Source organism: Bacillus sp. FSL W8-1143, from assembly GCF_037965155.1.
GTDB classification, from domain to species: Bacteria; Bacillota; Bacilli; order Bacillales; family Bacillaceae; genus Bacillus; species Bacillus pumilus.
Genome location: NZ_CP150182.1, coordinates 3,444,813 through 3,462,716, shown reverse-complemented (window position 1 = coordinate 3,462,716; position 17,904 = coordinate 3,444,813). Strand labels below are relative to the sequence as shown.

At 39.2% G+C, this 17,904-nt stretch carries 16 protein-coding genes and 1 pseudogene; 12 read left to right on the top strand and 5 right to left on the bottom strand.

The features are described 5' to 3' along the window. Positions 1-238: 238 nt before the first annotated feature. The 3 genes from NSQ36_RS17770 to NSQ36_RS17760 all read left to right on the top strand — a co-directional run bounded on the left by NSQ36_RS17770 (position 239) and on the right by NSQ36_RS17760 (position 3,372). Positions 239-1,453 (top strand): FtsW/RodA/SpoVE family cell cycle protein, encoded by a 1,215-nt coding sequence (locus NSQ36_RS17770; RefSeq protein ID WP_050944513.1) that lies wholly within the window; start codon positions 239-241, stop codon positions 1,451-1,453. Between the two features lie 110 nt (positions 1,454-1,563). Beyond that, positions 1,564-2,313 (top strand): oxygen-insensitive NADPH nitroreductase, encoded by a 750-nt coding sequence (gene nfsA / locus NSQ36_RS17765; protein ID WP_180309880.1) that lies wholly within the window; start codon positions 1,564-1,566, stop codon positions 2,311-2,313. A 57-nt stretch (positions 2,314-2,370) separates the two neighbouring features. After that, positions 2,371-3,372, top strand: coding sequence for an LLM class flavin-dependent oxidoreductase (locus tag NSQ36_RS17760; RefSeq protein ID WP_339206302.1), 1,002 nt, complete (start codon positions 2,371-2,373; stop codon positions 3,370-3,372). Between the two features lie 324 nt (positions 3,373-3,696). On the opposite strand, the gene NSQ36_RS17755 is transcribed toward NSQ36_RS17760, so the two are convergent. Beyond that, on the bottom strand, positions 3,697-6,123 hold the full coding sequence (locus tag NSQ36_RS17755; protein ID WP_339206300.1) for a S8 family serine peptidase: 2,427 nt from the start codon (positions 6,121-6,123) through the stop codon (positions 3,697-3,699). Between the two features lie 500 nt (positions 6,124-6,623). Here NSQ36_RS17755 and NSQ36_RS17750 point away from each other — a divergent pair, with 500 nt between their 5' ends. The 4 genes from NSQ36_RS17750 (at position 6,624) to NSQ36_RS17735 (ending at position 10,908) form a co-directional block, all read left to right on the top strand. Next, positions 6,624-6,902, top strand: coding sequence for a hypothetical protein (locus NSQ36_RS17750; protein WP_137054219.1), 279 nt, complete (start codon positions 6,624-6,626; stop codon positions 6,900-6,902). 52 nt (positions 6,903-6,954) lie between these two features. Then, complete coding sequence (locus NSQ36_RS17745; RefSeq protein WP_137054220.1) at positions 6,955-7,788, top strand: PRD domain-containing protein; 834 nt, start codon at positions 6,955-6,957, stop codon at positions 7,786-7,788. 254 nt (positions 7,789-8,042) lie between these two features. Beyond that, positions 8,043-9,431 (top strand): sucrose-specific PTS transporter subunit IIBC, encoded by a 1,389-nt coding sequence (locus tag NSQ36_RS17740; RefSeq protein ID WP_212045684.1) that lies wholly within the window; start codon positions 8,043-8,045, stop codon positions 9,429-9,431. Between the two features lie 19 nt (positions 9,432-9,450). Continuing rightward, a complete protein-coding gene (locus NSQ36_RS17735) occupies positions 9,451-10,908 on the top strand; it encodes a sucrose-6-phosphate hydrolase (RefSeq protein WP_339206297.1) in 1,458 nt (485 codons plus the stop codon). Between the two features lie 542 nt (positions 10,909-11,450). On the opposite strand, the gene NSQ36_RS17730 is transcribed toward NSQ36_RS17735, so the two are convergent. Continuing rightward, positions 11,451-11,987: a helix-turn-helix domain-containing protein gene (locus NSQ36_RS17730; RefSeq protein ID WP_251190654.1), complete on the bottom strand. Its 537-nt coding sequence runs from the start codon at positions 11,985-11,987 to the stop codon at positions 11,451-11,453. 124 nt (positions 11,988-12,111) lie between these two features. On the opposite strand from NSQ36_RS17730, the gene NSQ36_RS17725 reads away from it, so the two are divergent. The 3 genes from NSQ36_RS17725 to NSQ36_RS17715 all read left to right on the top strand — a co-directional run bounded on the left by NSQ36_RS17725 (position 12,112) and on the right by NSQ36_RS17715 (position 13,485). After that, positions 12,112-12,645, top strand: a complete 534-nt coding sequence (locus tag NSQ36_RS17725; protein ID WP_212045682.1) for a dihydrofolate reductase family protein — start codon at positions 12,112-12,114, stop codon at positions 12,643-12,645. Positions 12,646-12,850: 205 nt separating this feature from the next. Continuing rightward, a complete protein-coding gene (locus tag NSQ36_RS17720; RefSeq protein ID WP_249118181.1) occupies positions 12,851-13,135 on the top strand; it encodes a hypothetical protein in 285 nt (94 codons plus the stop codon). Between the two features lie 131 nt (positions 13,136-13,266). Further along, positions 13,267-13,485, top strand: a complete 219-nt coding sequence (locus tag NSQ36_RS17715; protein WP_339206293.1) for a hypothetical protein — start codon at positions 13,267-13,269, stop codon at positions 13,483-13,485. A gap of 692 nt (positions 13,486-14,177) precedes the next feature. On the opposite strand, the gene NSQ36_RS17710 is transcribed toward NSQ36_RS17715, so the two are convergent. The 3 genes and pseudogenes from NSQ36_RS17710 to NSQ36_RS17700 all read right to left on the bottom strand — a co-directional run. Further along, positions 14,178-14,810: a type 1 glutamine amidotransferase family protein gene (locus NSQ36_RS17710; RefSeq protein WP_339206291.1), complete on the bottom strand. Its 633-nt coding sequence runs from the start codon at positions 14,808-14,810 to the stop codon at positions 14,178-14,180. Between the two features lie 74 nt (positions 14,811-14,884). Next, entirely contained in the window at positions 14,885-15,847 is a 963-nt protein-coding gene (locus tag NSQ36_RS17705) for a WYL domain-containing protein (RefSeq protein ID WP_212045680.1), read from the bottom strand. Between the two features lie 64 nt (positions 15,848-15,911). Continuing rightward, positions 15,912-16,025 (bottom strand): annotated as a pseudogene (locus tag NSQ36_RS17700) (helix-turn-helix domain-containing protein); the annotation flags it as partial. Between the two features lie 382 nt (positions 16,026-16,407). Here NSQ36_RS17700 and NSQ36_RS17695 point away from each other — a divergent pair. Both NSQ36_RS17695 and NSQ36_RS17690 read left to right on the top strand, forming a co-directional pair. Continuing rightward, the gene (locus NSQ36_RS17695; RefSeq protein WP_008359596.1) at positions 16,408-16,662 is read left to right on the top strand and encodes a hypothetical protein; all 255 of its coding nucleotides are present in this window, start codon (positions 16,408-16,410) and stop codon (positions 16,660-16,662) included. 153 nt (positions 16,663-16,815) lie between these two features. Next, positions 16,816-17,889, top strand: a complete 1,074-nt coding sequence (locus tag NSQ36_RS17690; protein WP_339206289.1) for a chitobiase/beta-hexosaminidase C-terminal domain-containing protein — start codon at positions 16,816-16,818, stop codon at positions 17,887-17,889. Positions 17,890-17,904 lie beyond the last annotated feature (15 nt).

Genomic DNA, 17,904 nt, shown 5'->3' with positions numbered 1-17,904 from the left:
TGAATTTTCCCCTTAATATCTGTAAAATAATCTTTTTAAAGGACTCGTGATCGGTTGAATGGAAAGAGTATAGAGGAATTTTTTCCTATTGTTAGGATGAAAAGTATTTCATTTTTTGAAAAATGATTGGAACCTTTCGGATGTATCTTCCGTCATATTTAAGGTGAGTTGCTTTTGTGAAAATTTCAATCTAATATAAATAAGGGCTTTTATGTTTTGTAATAAGGGTGGTTAGTTCATGAACAAGCAGAATACATCTCCGTACTATCAAGGGGATTTAATTTTTATATTTTTAGCCTTCTTTGCCATCAGTGTCATTGCGATTTATGCTGCGGGTCAATTTGGGCAGTATGGATCTAATGCATGGACCAGACAGATCATTTACTACATGATCGGGGTCATATTTATTGTAGCCATAAATTACTTTGACTTGGAGCAATTAGAGAAGCTCAGTCTCTATATTTTTATAGGCGGCATACTGTTGTTAATTTTTCTAAAAATCGCTCCTGCAAAAATTGGAAGTCATGATTTTGCTCCTACTATAAATGGTGCAAAAAGTTGGTTTGTTCTGCCGGGTGTTGGAACATTTCAGCCTTCAGAGTTTATGAAAATAGGTTTGATCATGATGTTGGCTTCGGTAATTGGCAAAGCAACACCTAAAGGAAGACGAAGATTAGAAGATGACATATATCTACTATTAAAAATTGCAGGAGTTTCCATAGTCCCAGTAGGCTTAATTTTCTTGCAGGATGCTGGTACTGCTGCTGTTTGTATGTTTATTGTAATGGTAATGGTATTTTTATCTGGAGTTAATTGGAAGATAATTTCATTGATTGGTTCTGTTGTTGTACTCTTAATAATTACGGTTCTGTCTGTAGTTTTATTATTTCCAGATTTCGCTAAAGAAAGTCTCGGTGTTAAACAATATCAAATCAATAGGATTACTGCTTGGATTCCAGATAGTTCTGCGAACTCTGAAGAAGCTAAAATACAAGATGCTACAAGTAGTGATAAGTTTCAGGTTGATAGGGCCATTATGGCTATTGGTGCTGGACAGATTTTTGGGAATGGAGTTAAAAACTTAAAGGTCTATGTCCCAGAAGCACAAACAGATATGATTTTCTCCATTATAGGAGAAGCCTTTGGCTTTATCGGCTGTGCGTTTGTTGTGATCATGTTCTTCTTCTTGATCTACCGGCTTGTCGTGCTGATTGACCGTATCCATCCTTATAGCCGATTCGCGTCATTCTTCTGTGTGGGATATACAGCACTTATTGTGATCCATACGTTCCAGAACATTGGGATGAACATAGGTGTGATGCCTGTAACAGGAATTCCGCTCCTATTTATCAGCTTCGGAGGAAGCTCTGTTTTATCTGTTCTCATTGGATTCGGGATTGCTTATAATGCAAGTGTTCAATTAACGAAATACCAAAGTTATTTATTTAAATAAAACGGGTAAGGGCAGTCTAAGCATAGACTGTCTTTTTTCATTCGAGTTTTAATTTTTGAAAAGCCATATGTCTTTGCCTTATGATAGTAGAAGTGAAGGAGGTCTTCGAATTGAACAAAACGATAGAAACGATATTAAATCATCGGTCCATCCGTTCGTTTACAGACGAGCGTTTGTCCGAAGAAGAGGTGCTGACACTTATTAAAAGTGCACAGGCTGCTTCGACATCAAGCTATGTACAGGCGTATAGTATTATTGGGGTGACAGATCAGGAGAAGAAGGCCAAGCTTGCTGAACTGGCTGGGAATCAGCCATACGTTGAGAAGAATGGGCATTTCTTTGTCTTCTGTGCAGACTTGAAACGCCATGATGATATTGCAAAAAAAGCAGGGAAGAATCATCAGGAGGCGCTTGAGAATACGGAAGCCTTTCTCATTAGCGTCATTGATACGGCGCTCGCTGCGCAAAATATGAGTATAGCCGCAGAATCAATGGGACTTGGGATTTGCTATATAGGCGGTCTGCGTAATCAACTGAGAGAAGTCTCTGATTTGCTTGAAACACCATCATATGTGCTTCCGTTATTTGGTCTGGTTGTCGGACATCCAGCGAGTCAATCGTCACAAAAGGAACGACTGCCAGTTGAACTCATTTATCATGAAAATTCATATCAGCAAGATGAAACGCATGTGGATCGTTATTTAAAAGAATACGATGATCGTATTTCATCATATTATGAAGAACGGACAAACGGAGAGAGAACAGATACTTGGTCTAAGCAGATGCTTCGCGGCTTTAGTCAGCCAAAGCGTGCCTTCCTTGGAGAATTTGTGAAAGAGAAGGGCTTTAATCGAAAATAAATAAGACATCCCCCCTTTCGATTGAGAGAGGGGGATTTCTGTAAGAGGTGCAGTAAGATGAAATTAAGTATACTGGATCAATCTCATTTGATTGGAGATGCAACACCTGCTGAAGCCTTAAAGCAAACGGTTGAATTGGCAAAGCAGGCAGAGAAGTGGGGCTATCACCGTTTTTGGGTATCAGAGCATCATTTTTCAAACCGGCTTGCAGGATCAAGTCCAGAGGTGCTTCTTGGTCATTTATCAGCCGTTACGTCAAACATACGTATTGGCTCAGGCGGTGTGATGCTGCCCCACTACAGTGCCTATAAAGTAGCAGAGAACTTCAGGGTTCTTGAAGCCCTCGCTCCTGGCAGAATCGATCTTGGGATTGGACGTGCTCCTGGTGGTATGCCCATTTCCTCCATAGCTCTTCATCATGGTGAACGAAAACGTCTAGGTGATCAATATCCTGAGCAGGTAGAAGAGCTGAAGGTCTATTTACACGACCTAGCAGATGAATTTTATTCACTGCCTCATTTAATCGCTTCTCCGAAGGTAGAGACTGCACCAGAGGTATGGATGCTTGGTTCCTCTGGAGGAAGTGCAAGACTTGCGGCGAAAGCAGGTGCAGGCTATACGTTTGCGCTATTTATCAATGGCGAAGGCGGAGAAGATTCTGTGGAGCAATATATCAACCGGTTCGAACCTTCAGCATTCGGTGATGAGCCGCGCGTTAGTCTGGCGGTCTTCGTTTTATGTGCTGAAACAGAGGAACAGGCAGAAAAACTGGCAGTCAGCTTAGATTTATCCTTACTTGCCAATGAACAGGGGCAAAGCCTCGGGGGCTTTCCTTCATATGAAGAGGCACAGGCTTATTCCTATAGTCCGTATGAACAAAAACGAGTGGCTGCCAATCGTCAAAGGATGGTGGTTGGAACGCCATCTTCTGTGAAAAAACAGCTGACGGCACTAACGAAGGCTTATCGTACAGATGAAGTGATCGCCGTGACCATCACTCACCGCATGCAAGACCGGCTCACATCTTATCGTTTATTAAAAGAAGCCTTTGATGCATAACGTATGTATGTCTGTTTACCGTCCACGCAGCCGGTAGATAGGGAAGAGGAGCATCATGATGAAAATAAATGTGGATGTCACTAGCAAACTAAGCGGGTAAATGAAGGACACATAGACCGTCAGCTTGCATGCTTGATGAAAAGGACGAGGATGTTTCGCATATAAAAGGGTGAAAAAATACACCAAGGTGATCGTTAGAAAAAAAGCAGTAAAAAAAGAAACGATCCATAGCAATATCAACATCAGTCTCTCTTTCCTCCGTATATGATCGAAAAGCCTTGATGAGCTGATCCGCTCATACAAGGCTTTTCTTGTGATTCACATTTATTCACGATAAATATCGAAAGGTTCCTTCGTTTGAACCGTGTCGGATTTCCCTTTCAAACTTGCATACGCAAGCATTGTATACTCACCAGGTTCGAGCTTTTGACCTTGATTAATTGTGCCATTCCATTTTACGCGGTGTTCTCCTTTATCAACATGTTGATAAACACCTGCTTCACCTAAATACTCTCCATCTGTCGAGTAGACGAGGAATGCAAGGTTTTCAGCTCCGCCAGGCAAATAGCTGCTAATGACATAGCTTCCAGCACGGTTATCCGGCTCTACAGAAACCGAAGTGACGCGAGGATAATCAGGCTCTTTTACAATCAATAAAGTCGGAATCTCTGTGACCTTTCTGCCATTTTCGCGAAGGGTAATGCTGCCTTGGTACGTTCCTTTTTTCGTTTTACCATATTTCACTTGTACCGCGGAAGTAAAGGACCCAGTGGAATTCCCTTTGACAGTGATTTTTTTCGTTCCATTTGTGCTGATGCCGCTGCCATCGAATTTGTAATCAATGGTATACGTTTTCGGTGCTTTTGAAAGGTTTTCTACCTTGAATTTCTTTGTTTTGATTTGAACGCCTTTTTCTTTCAAGAAAGTGCCGTAAGAATAACTCGCATCAGAAACGATAGATGACGCTTGGAGTGATTCAATGATTCGAACACTGCCTGTCCCTTGTGTGTTGTGAGGGAATGGGCTGCCGTTTGCGTCAAATAGTTTTTCTGCTGTATTCATGAGTAATGCTTTGATTTGTTCTGTTGAGTAAGATGGTTTTGCTTGCTTCATGATCGCTGCAACCCCTGCCACATGCGGTGAAGCCATGCTTGTCCCTTGCTTTGAGCCATATCCGTAAGGCTGAGAAGGATCATGCGTTGGGATTGTACTCACAATGCTGACGCCTGGCGCTGATAAATCAGGTTTAATCATCCACGTATCCACAACTGGTCCACGAGATGAGAAGTCAGCGACTTGCTCACTAAGTTCTTTGACAAATTGAATGGAGAAAGTCGTTGTATTGTTTCCAGCCTCAATGGCTTTGACAAGCGCCGTTCCTTCAGCTTTTGAAAGCTTAATCGTAGGAAGAGCAAGACCCGGTACATCGACTGGAATTTCTCCATCGGTGTTGTTATACATCACAACGCCGATTGCACCAGCAGCTTTTGCATTGTCGACTTTATCAACAAAGGCAATGGCTCCTCGTTCGATCACGGCAACCTTTCCTTTCACATCGATGTCTTCAAATGCTTTTTCGTCACCGATACCTGCATGGACGAGTGTGACTTGTTTTTGGTCAAGTGCTTTTAAATCACTCTCTTGGTAGTAGCCCATCACTTTTGCAGTAGAATAGTTGCGGAATTTCACATTGTAAAGGCTGTAAGGAAGCTGAGTTGCTCCGACTGAAATGGCATCTCTTGACGTGCCGGGAGATCCGACTGTCCAGCTGTTCGGACCGCTGTTTCCATTTGATGTGACAGCGACAACGCCTTCAGACATGGCCCAATCGAGTGCGATGCTTGTAGCATAATCAGGATTATTTACACTATTTCCGAGAGAGAGGTTCATGACATCTGCTCCATCAGTAACAGCACGGTCGATGCCTGCAAGGACGTTTTCAGTCGTCCCAGAACCGCCTGGTCCAAGTACACGGTACGCAAGAAGTGAGGCATCCTTTGCGACACCTTTAATTTGTCCATTGGCAGCAATTGTTCCTGCGACGTGTGTGCCATGGTCTGTCGATTCACCTCTAGGGTCTCCTTTAGGTGTCTCTTGCGGAGAATAATCATTATCAACAAAATCATAGCCTTTGTATAAACCGAAGTTTCCTTTTAAATCAGGGTGGGTATAGTCTACTCCAGTATCAATGACAGCGACTTTTACCCCTTTTCCAGAGTAGCCGGCATCCCAAGCTTTTGGGGCACCGATAAATGGAGCGCTTTTATCCATAAGGGGGGAGACATCTTCGTTTGGAAGCTGGATGCTTTCTTTTTTCACTTCATCTGTTTGATATGTAACATCTGGATAAACGGCTTTTACTCCGTCAACTGCGAGCAGCTTCGGAATTTCGTTTGCAGGAAGTTTCATCGAGAAACCAGAGAAGACTTTTTCGTATTCTTGACGAACACTCGCTTTATCAATTTCTTTGAGTGCTTCATTTTTTACTTTTGTTCGAGATTTTTTGAGGGAGGCCTTTGTTTGAGCTTTGCCTTCTTGCTTTGCTTCAACTAAGGATTTTTCCTTTAATTCAACAATGACAGTGGTGTGTTTTCTAGAATTGACATTGATTTCACCGAAGATTTCTGCTTTTTCCAGTTCCACCTGTTTGTTTGATGGAGCGGCACTAGCCTGTTGACCTGTAAAGAATGTGGATAAAATAAAAATAGTGGAGAACAATAGAACAGAAGAACGAGAGATGACCTTTTTCATTAATTTTCCCCTTTCTAGCTGTGTTTTTAGGGAGATAGCCTTTCTTTTTGTGGATAAATAGGAAAGATTCACTGCCCGTTATTAAGTATTCAATACGATGAAAACAATTCCTTTACTAAAATGGTCTTATTTTACATAGTTATAAAGAACTATTTTGTTTATAAAGTCTCACTTATGCACAAACTCCTGTTGATAACTCAATTATTTAGATATATATATGGAAAACAAAAAAATCTCATACACAAAATCTAGTAATGGGGTGTTGATATGTGGATAAACCCTGTTGATAAGGTGTGCTTATCTTTTGGATATAGTGTGTATAAAATTTTTATTCAAACACCCTCGTACATGATGATTTTCTGCACTTTTCAACAAAACTTCTGAAAACTAGTTTGTTTTTTCACCCAGATTGTGACAAACCTCTCTTTTTTCTCGGGATATGATAGGAGCAGTTGTTTTGCTAGAACTGCTAGATTCTAAGAAAAGCGGAGGGATGTTCGGTGAGGAAATTCAGAAACTGGTTGAGTGTATGGTTTGGTTTCATGATGAATGTGCTTGTGAATCCTGGTGTGATGATGAAGCAGCAACGTTTTCAGGCGGCTGCGGTGGATGATCGTTTCTTTCAAGTCGTGAACGAGAGAGAGCTAGAGAAGCTGGCAGAAGAAAAGAACAAGAAGCGCAGGTCAGAGAAACTGTTTAAGCAAAGTCTGATGATGCTTGATGAGAAGACGACGAGAGAGGCGCGTGCTGGTCCGCTCTTACCTTTACATGGGAGATGAAACAGGGTAAAATCCCACATAAGAAACGTTATCTAGTGGGAGAGGATACCCCTTGAAGATATATAAGATATTGAATAACAATGCAGTGATTGTAAAGGAGGATGATCAGGAGAAAATTGTGATGGGGCCCGGAATTGCTTTTCAGAAGGGGAAAAATGACGTCATTCCCGTTCAAAAAATAGAGAAAATCTTTGTTGTGCGTGAAGAAAATGAGAAATTCAAACAAATTCTTGCGACATTGCCCGAAGCGCATATTGAGGTGGCAGAGCATATCATCAGTTATGCAGAGGGTGAACTGATGATGCCGCTTAGTGATCATATCCACATATCACTGACTGACCATTTATCCTTTGCCATTGAGCGCATTCAAAAGGGCATTGTGCTATATAATAAATTGCTTGGTGAGATCAAAGTCTTATATAAGCAGGAATATGAAATTGGAAAGTATGCCATTCGTTATGTAAAGGATCGGCTTGGGGTTGAACTGCCGGACGATGAGGCAGGGTATGTGGCACTCCATATTCATACGGCCAAAATGAATACGGAGTCTATGAAAAAAACCGTGAAATATACAACGATGATCAAAGAAATGATCGAGCATATAGAAAGCTATTTTCAGCATTCAATTGATGAGGATAGTATTTCCTATCAGCGACTTGTGACACATTTGAGGTATGCATTAGGCAGGTTGGAATCAAATGAGGCATTTCAAATCATGGACGATGACATGCTGAGTTTTATCCAAACAAAGTATGATTTGGCTTACCAGTGTGCACGTGGACTCGCTGAATTGTTAAAAAATGAATATGAACTTCATCTCCCTGAATCGGAGATCGGCTACATCACGCTGCATGTCCAGCGTCTGCAGGATGCCGAATTGGTTTAGTGGTTGTGCCTGCATGCAGGCTTTTTTTTATGCACACTACTTTAAATAGTGTATATGGGTCAATAGATTCGAAAAAAGAGGTTGACGCACGTCACGCTCTTATACTATGATGAAAGCGTAATCAAAACTTGATATCGCGGGATTGTGACTGTCAGGCAGGCAAGACCTAAAATTTGCGTAACGAGGGGACGTGTATGTCCTTTTATCGTTAGTGAATTTTAGGTCTTTTTTGTTTTAAAAAAGGAGGAGACAACATGGATTATCAAAAAACAGCCAAAGAATTAACAGAACTATTAGGCGGCAAGAAAAATGTCATCAGTGCCACGCATTGTGCAACAAGACTCAGATTGGTGATGAAAGATGAGGAACTGATTGACAAAGATGCCATTGAGGAACTTGAAGGGGTAAAGGGGGCTTTCTCAAGCTCGGGGCAATTCCAAATCATTTTTGGAACGGGAGCGGTCAACAAAGTATATGAACCATTTGCTCGTGAGACCGGCCTTGAGACAGACGACGAGAAAGAAAAACCTGTCAGCCATGATGAAGCAGTGAAACAAAAAATGAATCCACTTGCACGTTTTGCAAAGACGTTGTCAAATATTTTTGTACCGATCATTCCAGCCATTGTTGCAAGCGGTTTATTAATGGGGCTTTTAGGCATGATGAAAGCCTTCAAATGGGCTGACCCAAGCTCCGCGATCTTCCAAATGCTTGATATGTTCTCAAGTGCAGCCTTTATCATTTTACCGATTTTAATTGGTGTCAGTGCAGCGAAAGAGTTTGGTGGAAATCCGTATTTAGGAGCCGTTATTGGGGGGATTATGATTCACCCGAACCTGCTCAATCCGTGGGGACTGACGGATGCGAAACCAGAGTATATGCATTTATTCAATTTTGATATTGCTCTTCTTGGTTACCAAGGAACAGTCATTCCAGTGTTATTGACTGTGTACATCATGTGCCTTGTTGAAAAGTATTTAAGAAAAGTGGTTCCGAACAGTATTGATTTACTTGTGACCCCATTTGTGACGGTGATTGTGACTGGATTTGTGACGTTTATTGCTGTTGGACCGCTTGGAAGAATGCTCGGTACAGGAATTTCGAATGCACTGACATTTATTTATGATCACGCAGGGTTCTTAGCAGGACTTATTTTCGGAGGAGCCTACTCTCTCATTGTGCTCACAGGGGTTCATCATAGCTTCCATGCGATTGAAGCAGGACTGCTGAATGATATTGGGCGGAACTATTTGCTGCCAATTTGGGCGATGTCCAACGTAGCGCAAGGCGGGGCAGGCTTGGCAGTCTTTTTCTTAGCGAAACGCGCGAAAACAAAAGAAATTGCACTTCCTGCAGCCTTCTCAGCTTTCCTAGGGATTACCGAGCCTGTTATATTCGGTGTCAACCTCCGCTATCGTAAACCGTTTATTGCCGCGATGATCGGAGGCGCATTAGGCGGGGCATTTGTTGTCTTCACAAAGGTAGCCGCCAACGCCTATGGTTTAACGGGGATTCCGATGATTGCTATTGCAGCGCCATTCGGTGTGCAAAATGTGGTGAATTATGTGATTGGTATGTTAATCGCTGTTGCTGTTTCATTTACTCTTACCATCATCTTTAAAGTAAAAGAAGTCGAAAAATAATCAAGGAGTGGTCACAGTCATGACAACAACTGACGCAGTACTTCGTCAAAAGGTAGCAGAACGTATTCGAAACTACGAGCATTTGGTGAAAAAAGATGTGTACCGCCAGCATTTTCATTTAATGCCGCCAGTAGGTCTTTTAAATGACCCGAATGGGTTGATTCAGTGGAAAGGCGTTTACCACGTTTTTTATCAGTGGCAGCCATTCGAAACGGGTCACGGCGCAAAATTTTGGGGCCATTACACATCCACAGATCTAGTAAATTGGCAGCACGAGGAAGCCGCCCTTGCGCCAAGTGATTGGTTTGATCAAAACGGCTGTTATTCTGGCAGTGCAGTCATTGACGATGGACATATGTATGTGATGTACACTGGCAACGTTCGCGATGAACAAGGGAACCGCGAGACGTATCAATGTTTAGCTGTTTCAGAGGATGGCATTCATTTTCAGAAAAAAGGTGTCGTGGCGACGCTGCCAGATGGATTCACCGCCCATTTTCGTGATCCGAAAGTATGGAAGCGAAATGGCCAGTGGTACATGGTTCTAGGTGCACAAAGCCTGAACCTGAAAGGGAATCTCGTCTTGTTTACCTCTGATACTTTAGACAATTGGACGTTTCAAGGCATCATTGCAGGCAGTGGGAAAAATGGATTAGAGGATTTCGGCTATATGTGGGAATGTCCAGATCTATTTGAATTAGATGGCCGGGATGTATTGATTGTGTCGCCGCAGGGGCTCAAGCCGGATGGCTTAAAATATCATAATACACATCAATCAGGCTATTTTGTTGGGAGATTGGATGACCATACTTATCAATATACGCACGGAGCATTTGAGGAGCTAGACCGAGGCTTTGACTTCTATGCGCAGCAAACCTTTCTAGACGAATCAGGCAGACGTCTTTTAATCGGATGGATGGGAGTGCCTGATCAAGGAGAAGAGCATCACCCAACGATTTCGTATCAATGGATACACTGCCTCACCATTCCGAGAGAGCTGTGTTTAGATGATGACGGACATCTGATTCAAAAGCCAGTCACTGAGCTTCAGGCGATGAGAACCAACGAACATGAGCATATTTTCCATATCAAACGCTCCGTCCAATCGATTCCTGTAGATGATATTACGAGCGCAGAGTTATTCATTGATCAAATTGATACACAAAAAGGGTTTGAATGCTGTATTCGAGCGGCAGCCCGTATCATTTATGATAAAGATGAGGGCAAACTGACACTAGAGCGAGATCGATTTGAAGATCGATCAAAAGAAGTTCGAGAAGTAGCAATAGAGGAATTACACGATCTTCACATCTTTATCGATGCATCGTCGATTGAGATTTTTGTAAACGGAGGCCGGGAAGTATTGACTGCTCGTTACTTTCCTTCCCCGGGAAATAAATCAATCTCTATCAGTGGTAGAAATGAAACAATGCTGAAACTGAAAACATGGCATTTACAAAGAGAAGCAGGTCGTTGATCTGCTCAACAAGTAGGGAAACGTCTAAGTGATGATCAGTATGATGTGAAATTGAATTTTCCGGTTGATAAGTACCAAGAAACAGCGCAATGCTATAAATAAGGGAGCTCTTCAGCCGCCTTCACGATTGATAGAAAAGGTGCCGATCAAGGATAAGGAATGTCAAACAAGAAAAAAGAGATGAATCATGAGTTTGTATAGGTAGAAATCTACCTGTATGAAATATCACTACTAAAGCTAAAGAAGAGCGAAAAAGAAGCAGGAAGGGATAGCCTGCTTCTTTTTGTTTTGAGAAGAGACAAAGTAATTATTAAGAATCTCAATCTATAGGCAACATTTGAATCAATTTGAACCACGATAGATGATAGTTGAATACAATTGTTCTTAGTTTGGACTAAGTATCCCCGAACTGTCCCCTAAAAAAGACTGATAACACATATCAGTCTTTTTTACGCTTTTTATTATGATTTCTTTTTCAACTAAACATCTTTTGGTTTCCGAAAACACATTTTGATTCTTTCAGGTCTAAAATGTTACGTATTTTACTGAAATAAATCTTTTAAGATTAACTTGTGATATAAGGAATCTAGTTCTTTGGGCGTTAATCTCTTAGTTAGTGATTTATTCCAGTTGTCTAAAAAATTGATATTAGACAGAATATATTTACTAAGAAAAGAAGGTTCAAAACTAGTAGGGAGCATTTCTTCGAAATAATACTCCATTTCTATTACAAGTAATTTTGATAGATATTCAGTTAAAAAAAGGTTGAACGGTTCATCATTCACATGATTACTGATCAGCTTTCTTGCTTTAGAAAATTTATAAAAAGCGTCAGCTGTTTGAAAAGGTTGATGTATTCTATCATGAATATTAATTTCAGTAAATTTGCTCCATAAAATGGAAGCTCCAAATTCTAATAGATTGTATTTATCATGAAAAAGTCTATAGAAAGTTGAACGATGAATCCCTGATTGTTCGCATATTGTATTTATAGGAATTTTAGAAAATGTCCATTCTTCATTTGTAAGGAGTGAATAAAATTGTTCCCATATATATTTCTTTTGATTAACTGCTTTCATCATAATCTCCCAAGAGTCATAATTAAAAAAGTTCTATTTTGAGACAAAATCTATTTTTGTATCTTTTTCTTCTTCACTTAACAGTATAATATAAAATTATGCTTAATAAAAGGAGGAGAATAAAATGACGAGAAAAGTAATACTTTACATTGCTACAAGTATTGATGGATATATCGCAGATTCTGCTGGAGGAATTGAATGGTTATCATTAGATGAAACTTCGGGATTAGAAAAAGATGAAACCTATAATAAATTTTACAAGGAGATAGATACTGTTATCATGGGAAGAACAACTTATGATCAAGTAGTAAATGAACTATCTCCAAACTTTTATCCATACGAGAATAAAGTTAATTACGTGTTAACTAATAGAGATGGTGACGATAGAGCGAACGTAAATTTCTCAAGTGAGAATGTAGTTGATCTTGTAGAGAGAGCGAAAAATGAAAATGGAAAAGCTATCTGGATTGTTGGCGGAAATAGTGTAATAATGCCGTTAGTTGAAAAGAATTTGATTGATGAATATCGTATTGCTACAGTTCCTGTTATACTTGGGAAAGGAATTCCATTATTTAATACATTTAATAAATCAATTTTTTTAAAACTGAAAGAGTCATATAGTATTAATAGTATTTGTTATCACACATTTACAAAGTAGAGAAAACTTAGCAGATGATTCAAGTAAAGGAACGCTGATTGAACTGTCTGGTTTGGCGAAAAACTAAATTCAGAAATTAAACTAAACCATACAAAAAGAATCCGTGTCGGTGGCGAAGCCAAACCGATGCGGATTCCTTTTTTAGTATGTGTTAACCCCATGTTCTAACAGGGGGCTAACAAGTAACAGGAAACTGTCTCAACTATTGACAGATCAACGTTCTTATTGTCACATTCCAGTAGGAAATGGTCAACATAAGAAATTGACAAAATCATTTGATAAAAAAAGTGAAGCAAAGCGTTGGGCTTTAGAAAATGAATTAGAAAAAGGAAATGGGAAACAATTAGCTGAGCGTTCTACCACTTTTGCTGTGTACTTTGAAAATTGGATTTATATTATCAAAAAAAATGATGTCAAAGAAACTACTTTTCAAATTACCAACGTACTTCGTCAAGTATTGTTAAACGACTTTTTGGTGACATTCAGTTAAAAGATTTGAATGACATCGTAGTTCAACGTAAAATCGACGAGTATGCTAAAACACATTCCCGTAAGACAGCACATGAAGTTCTCTTAAAAATCAAAACGGCTCTACGTGATGCGTATGCTAGAGGTTACCTAGTGAGTGATTTTGCTAGTTTGGTAAAAACTCGTGATGAGGAATTACCTAAGCGTAATAAAGTCCTATCAATTACCGATTTTAAAACATTACGCAGATACATTCTAGAAAATACCGATGACAAGTTTAATGTGTTGGTATTGCTTGCTTTAGAAACTGGATTGCGGCGTTGTGAACTTTTAGGTATTCGGCCAGAAGATGTATATGAGTACGGCATATAGGTTAGACGTTCCATATGTCCAACTTCTGATGACACTTCTTTAAAAATTAAAAATTCTAAACGTGATGTGCCCATCAATAAAGAAGTCTATCAAATACTCAAAAAACTCCCCATTAAAGCAGGTGGCTTTTATTTTGATTCTGACGGATTCCATCAATCAGCTAAATTACTCAAAAAGTTAGATATTCTCAAAACGACGTTTCATGGATTACGTGATACCCATGCATCATTTCTATTCTCTCAAGATAGCGATATTGCCTATGTATCAAAACGCTAAAGTCATATCAATATTCAGACAACGCAGAACTATTATCTTGAATTGATGCCAGAAAAAAAGCACCAGCAAGATGCTGATGCTTTAAACCTTTTAAATTTTTTGTCAAATTGATATTTTGAACCAACTTGAACCAAAAAACTCTTGTAAACGTTGATACAACAAGGAGTTGATTAACGTTTTGCGCAGTGAGTAAACCTCTATTTTCCTGAAAAGCGCAGAGGAAGTGCTTGTACATGACCAATGAAAGAAATACAATTACAGCGTTCCATTGTTGGGCCGCTAAGACCCCTTTATCAAGGAACGATCTCCTCTAATTTCAATAGAGTGAATAGCTTGTTAAAGTAGGATGTTAGAGCATGTGATGTTTCATTCTTTTTATTTGAATTAACATAAACCTGCTAAGTTGATTTTTTAGCTCAGCTATTTATTGAATTCATTAACTTGAAGAAGTATTCAGGTTGATGAGTCTTATTTAGGTTATACCATGAATGTAATGTATCTGGTGCAAATACATCTAATTTTTTCAATACTTCCATCGCAAATTCCAGAGGGGCTATTCCTGAGGCAGTAACTAAATTCGCATCAGATATTGCAGATCCCGCCTCATAGAACTTTTCCCCTTTATAGTTAGGACATACCATTTTAGTGTATTCTAAATTATTACTTGTATGCTTTCTAGTATCTAAGTATCCCATTTTCGCAAGAGCCTCAGTGGCACCACAAATTGCAGCAACAATAGTGTCATTCTTTAAAGCCTTGCCAACTAATTCTAAGATGGGTTGATGAATTTCTTCATTCCAAGTAGTCCCTCCTGGTAAAATTAAAAGATCTTTACTCTCAAGAATACATTCATCGAGGGAAATATCTGGTTTTATGCTCAGTCCTCCCATAGTAGTAATCATTTCTTTATTAGCTCCTACTGTCATTACTTTTAAAGGTGCTAAACCTTTTTTGAAATATCTTCCTGAGTTTAGTTCAGCAATTAAATATCCATATTCCCAGTCCGACATTGTGTTAAATACATATAGAAATACTTTTTTTGTTTGCATCCAATAACACTCCAATCACAAGTGATATAGCTATTATAAAATAACTTCCCTGACAGTTAACGTCAGGGAAGTTATCATACTTGGTGAAATTTTATTAATTCCGACAGAACTTCAATAAGTCTTTTTTTAAGACTTATTGGCTCAATAACTTTAATAGATTTATTGTACGGTAAAAGTAAATAAGGTACATATGTATGTATCATGTCTTTTTCAAGAAGAAAAACTGCTTGATTTGAAGTCCGTTCTTGTAAATAATGTCCTAAAAACCAATGTTGGCAAATATCAGCCAATACACTTTTATCCCCATTAATAACCAATGAAATAATTTCTTCCTTATCTTCTATAGTTGGAAGGAGGTTTTTTATAAAAAAGTCACGTGCTGAAAAATTTTCTGGTCTGTTAAAATGATTTTCAGTTAGCATAAGACTTTCAATTCGATCTACTCTAAAACTGCGGATATCATTTCTTAGATGACAAAATCCAATCACATACCACTTATTATTCCAATAGATAATTCTGTACGGATCAATCAATCTGTAATTTAATTGCTTTTCTCCAATTTTCTGGTAAAGAATTTTTACTGAATGCCTGTGCGCTAAGGCCTGCTCCAACTCTTTCAAAGAAGATTCCATAGAGAAAGAACTTACTCGACTTATTACTTCAAGACTAGTTACATGTTGGTTTATCTTTGATTCCTGCTCTTGATTTGAGTATTTACTTAGTTTTGAAATGGCCCTATTTAAGGCTTCACCTCCGTAATATCCGGCTTCTTCTGCAAAAACAGCAGCGTGAAATAGTGAAGTTTGTTCCTCAGAATCAAAAAAAAGAGGAGCCTCAATGAAATTGTTCATTAAAGTGTATCCACCGTTATGTCCTGGTTCTGAAATTATAGGTACGCCACTTGTTGAAATTGTATCAATATAACGATACACAGTCCTTATATTAATTTCTAACTTTTCTGAAATTTGTTTCGCAGTAATTTTCTCACCTGAATGAAGCATCCATAGAATTGCTAACATATTGTCAATTTTAGGCATGTGATTTCACCTCTATATGAAATTTATTTTCTGTTATACATTTCTGATTTTTTAGTATAACTCATCAACTGTTCCTTTCCGATAGCTTTCTATACAATGATGCCCTAGACATTGTGATTTCACAAATTTGATTTACAGTGTGATCTCACTCTTTATAAAGCTTTACTGCTTAATCCATTCTTACATCATATTTCTCCTTAGGATGGGAGCATATCACTAGGAGAATACCTAATTCTAAAAAATGGTTGCGTTCGATTCTCTAAGACCATTAAACCTTTCTTAACGTTGTTAAAACTGTGGAGTTAATTATACTTTTTCTTATAGTTGATTGTAGAAAAACATGGGTGTCTCTACAATCTGAGCTGATCATTGATCTGCTTTTTCTAGTAAAATCAACCTGTATCTTATAGCCTATAACGTGTATATACAAGGTTGGCTGGAAGCGGTTTGATGACGTTTTACATATAGGATATCAAGTGGCATTATGGTATCATTTTAAAATATATACAGCTGAGGCTGACGTTTATCCAAATGCGGTAGGACAAAAAGGGGTTGTTTATTTGAATTCAAAACAGCAGCCGACGACTAGAAAACGCTTGGAGACAATGGCAGATCATGTTGAAGATAAACGTGAAGAATATAAAGAATTGCTCATTCAAGTCCAATCTATTCTCGGTGAACCTTCTCTAGAGCAGGAAGAATTAAAAGAGAAGCTGTCAGATACGTATAAACAAATGAAAGAATATGCCTTATTTGTTGAATCCATTGAAGCCTTTATTCGAAAAATGGCGAAAGAATCTGATCAGCAAAAGTAGGTATTCATTGTGGATAAAAGAGTGTACTTGCGTGCGAGTGCACTCTTTTATTTCGGTCAGATGATTCAGAAATTAAAATGAAAGCGTTGACATTTCTATTGTCATGATAAATAATAAATAAAAATTCATCTGAGCATGTACAGGAGGAACGATATGAACCATACAACCAAGAAATGCCTGATCACCTTTATCATTGTCCTATTTTCTATGAGTTTTCTTTTTCCTTCCGTTTCTTCTGCCCGAAATCATACGTCGTATTTTGCATCACCTGCTTCAGTCCCATCTGGTCAATATTATCGTTCACAAGAGGTAGCTCTGCATTCTCACGTTCAAAAAGCTTCTCTTTATTACACAACAGATGGCAGCCAGCCGACAACTCAAAGTCAGTTATACAAAAAGCCCATTCATATAGAAACTGATACGACTTTAAAAGTAAGCGCTTACAAGAGAAACCACCGCCTTTCCACGTCTACGTACAATTATCGCTTTGTCACACGAGAGGACATTGCATCATCTTTTTTATCTTTCGAATACCAAGGAATGCCTTATCGGCTGTATATTCCAAAAAACCGTAAGAGGGGTAAAGCCTATCCTCTAGTCCTGTTCTTACATGGAGGCGGGGAGAGGGGAACAGACAATCAAAAGCAGTTACTTGCGAATGATGGTGCAGTTTTATGGGCTTCCCCTGAAGTCCAAAAGAAACATCCTTCGTACGTACTAGCACCTCAGGCGCGAAATGCTGTCGATGGAGGATTTGCATTAACAAGAAATTTGCAAAATGAAATCGATCTGACAAACGTGTTTCAATTTTCACCAGATTTACACAAAGCTTATGATGTCCTTCAGCATGTGTTAACTTCTTATCAGATTGATCAGAAAAGAATTTATGCGACGGGTTTATCACAAGGTGGATTTGGGACGTACCAGTTGAACATCACATATCCTCGTTTGTTTGCAGCGATGATTCCTATTGCGGGGGGTGCAGATCCAAGCAAGGCAGGAATTTTAGCGCACAAGCCGATATGGGCATTTCATGCAGAAGATGATTCCATTATCCCTATCAGCTATGCGAGAAATACAATTCAAGCTATTCAAAAAGCTGGCGGCCAGCCGCTTTATACGGAGTACGCAAGCAAGTATGGATATGACCATGCATCATGGACGCCTGCTTATGAGACACCAGGCTTAACAGATTGGCTGTTTGCACAGAGACGCAGCTATCGATAAACAAAACCCGATTCA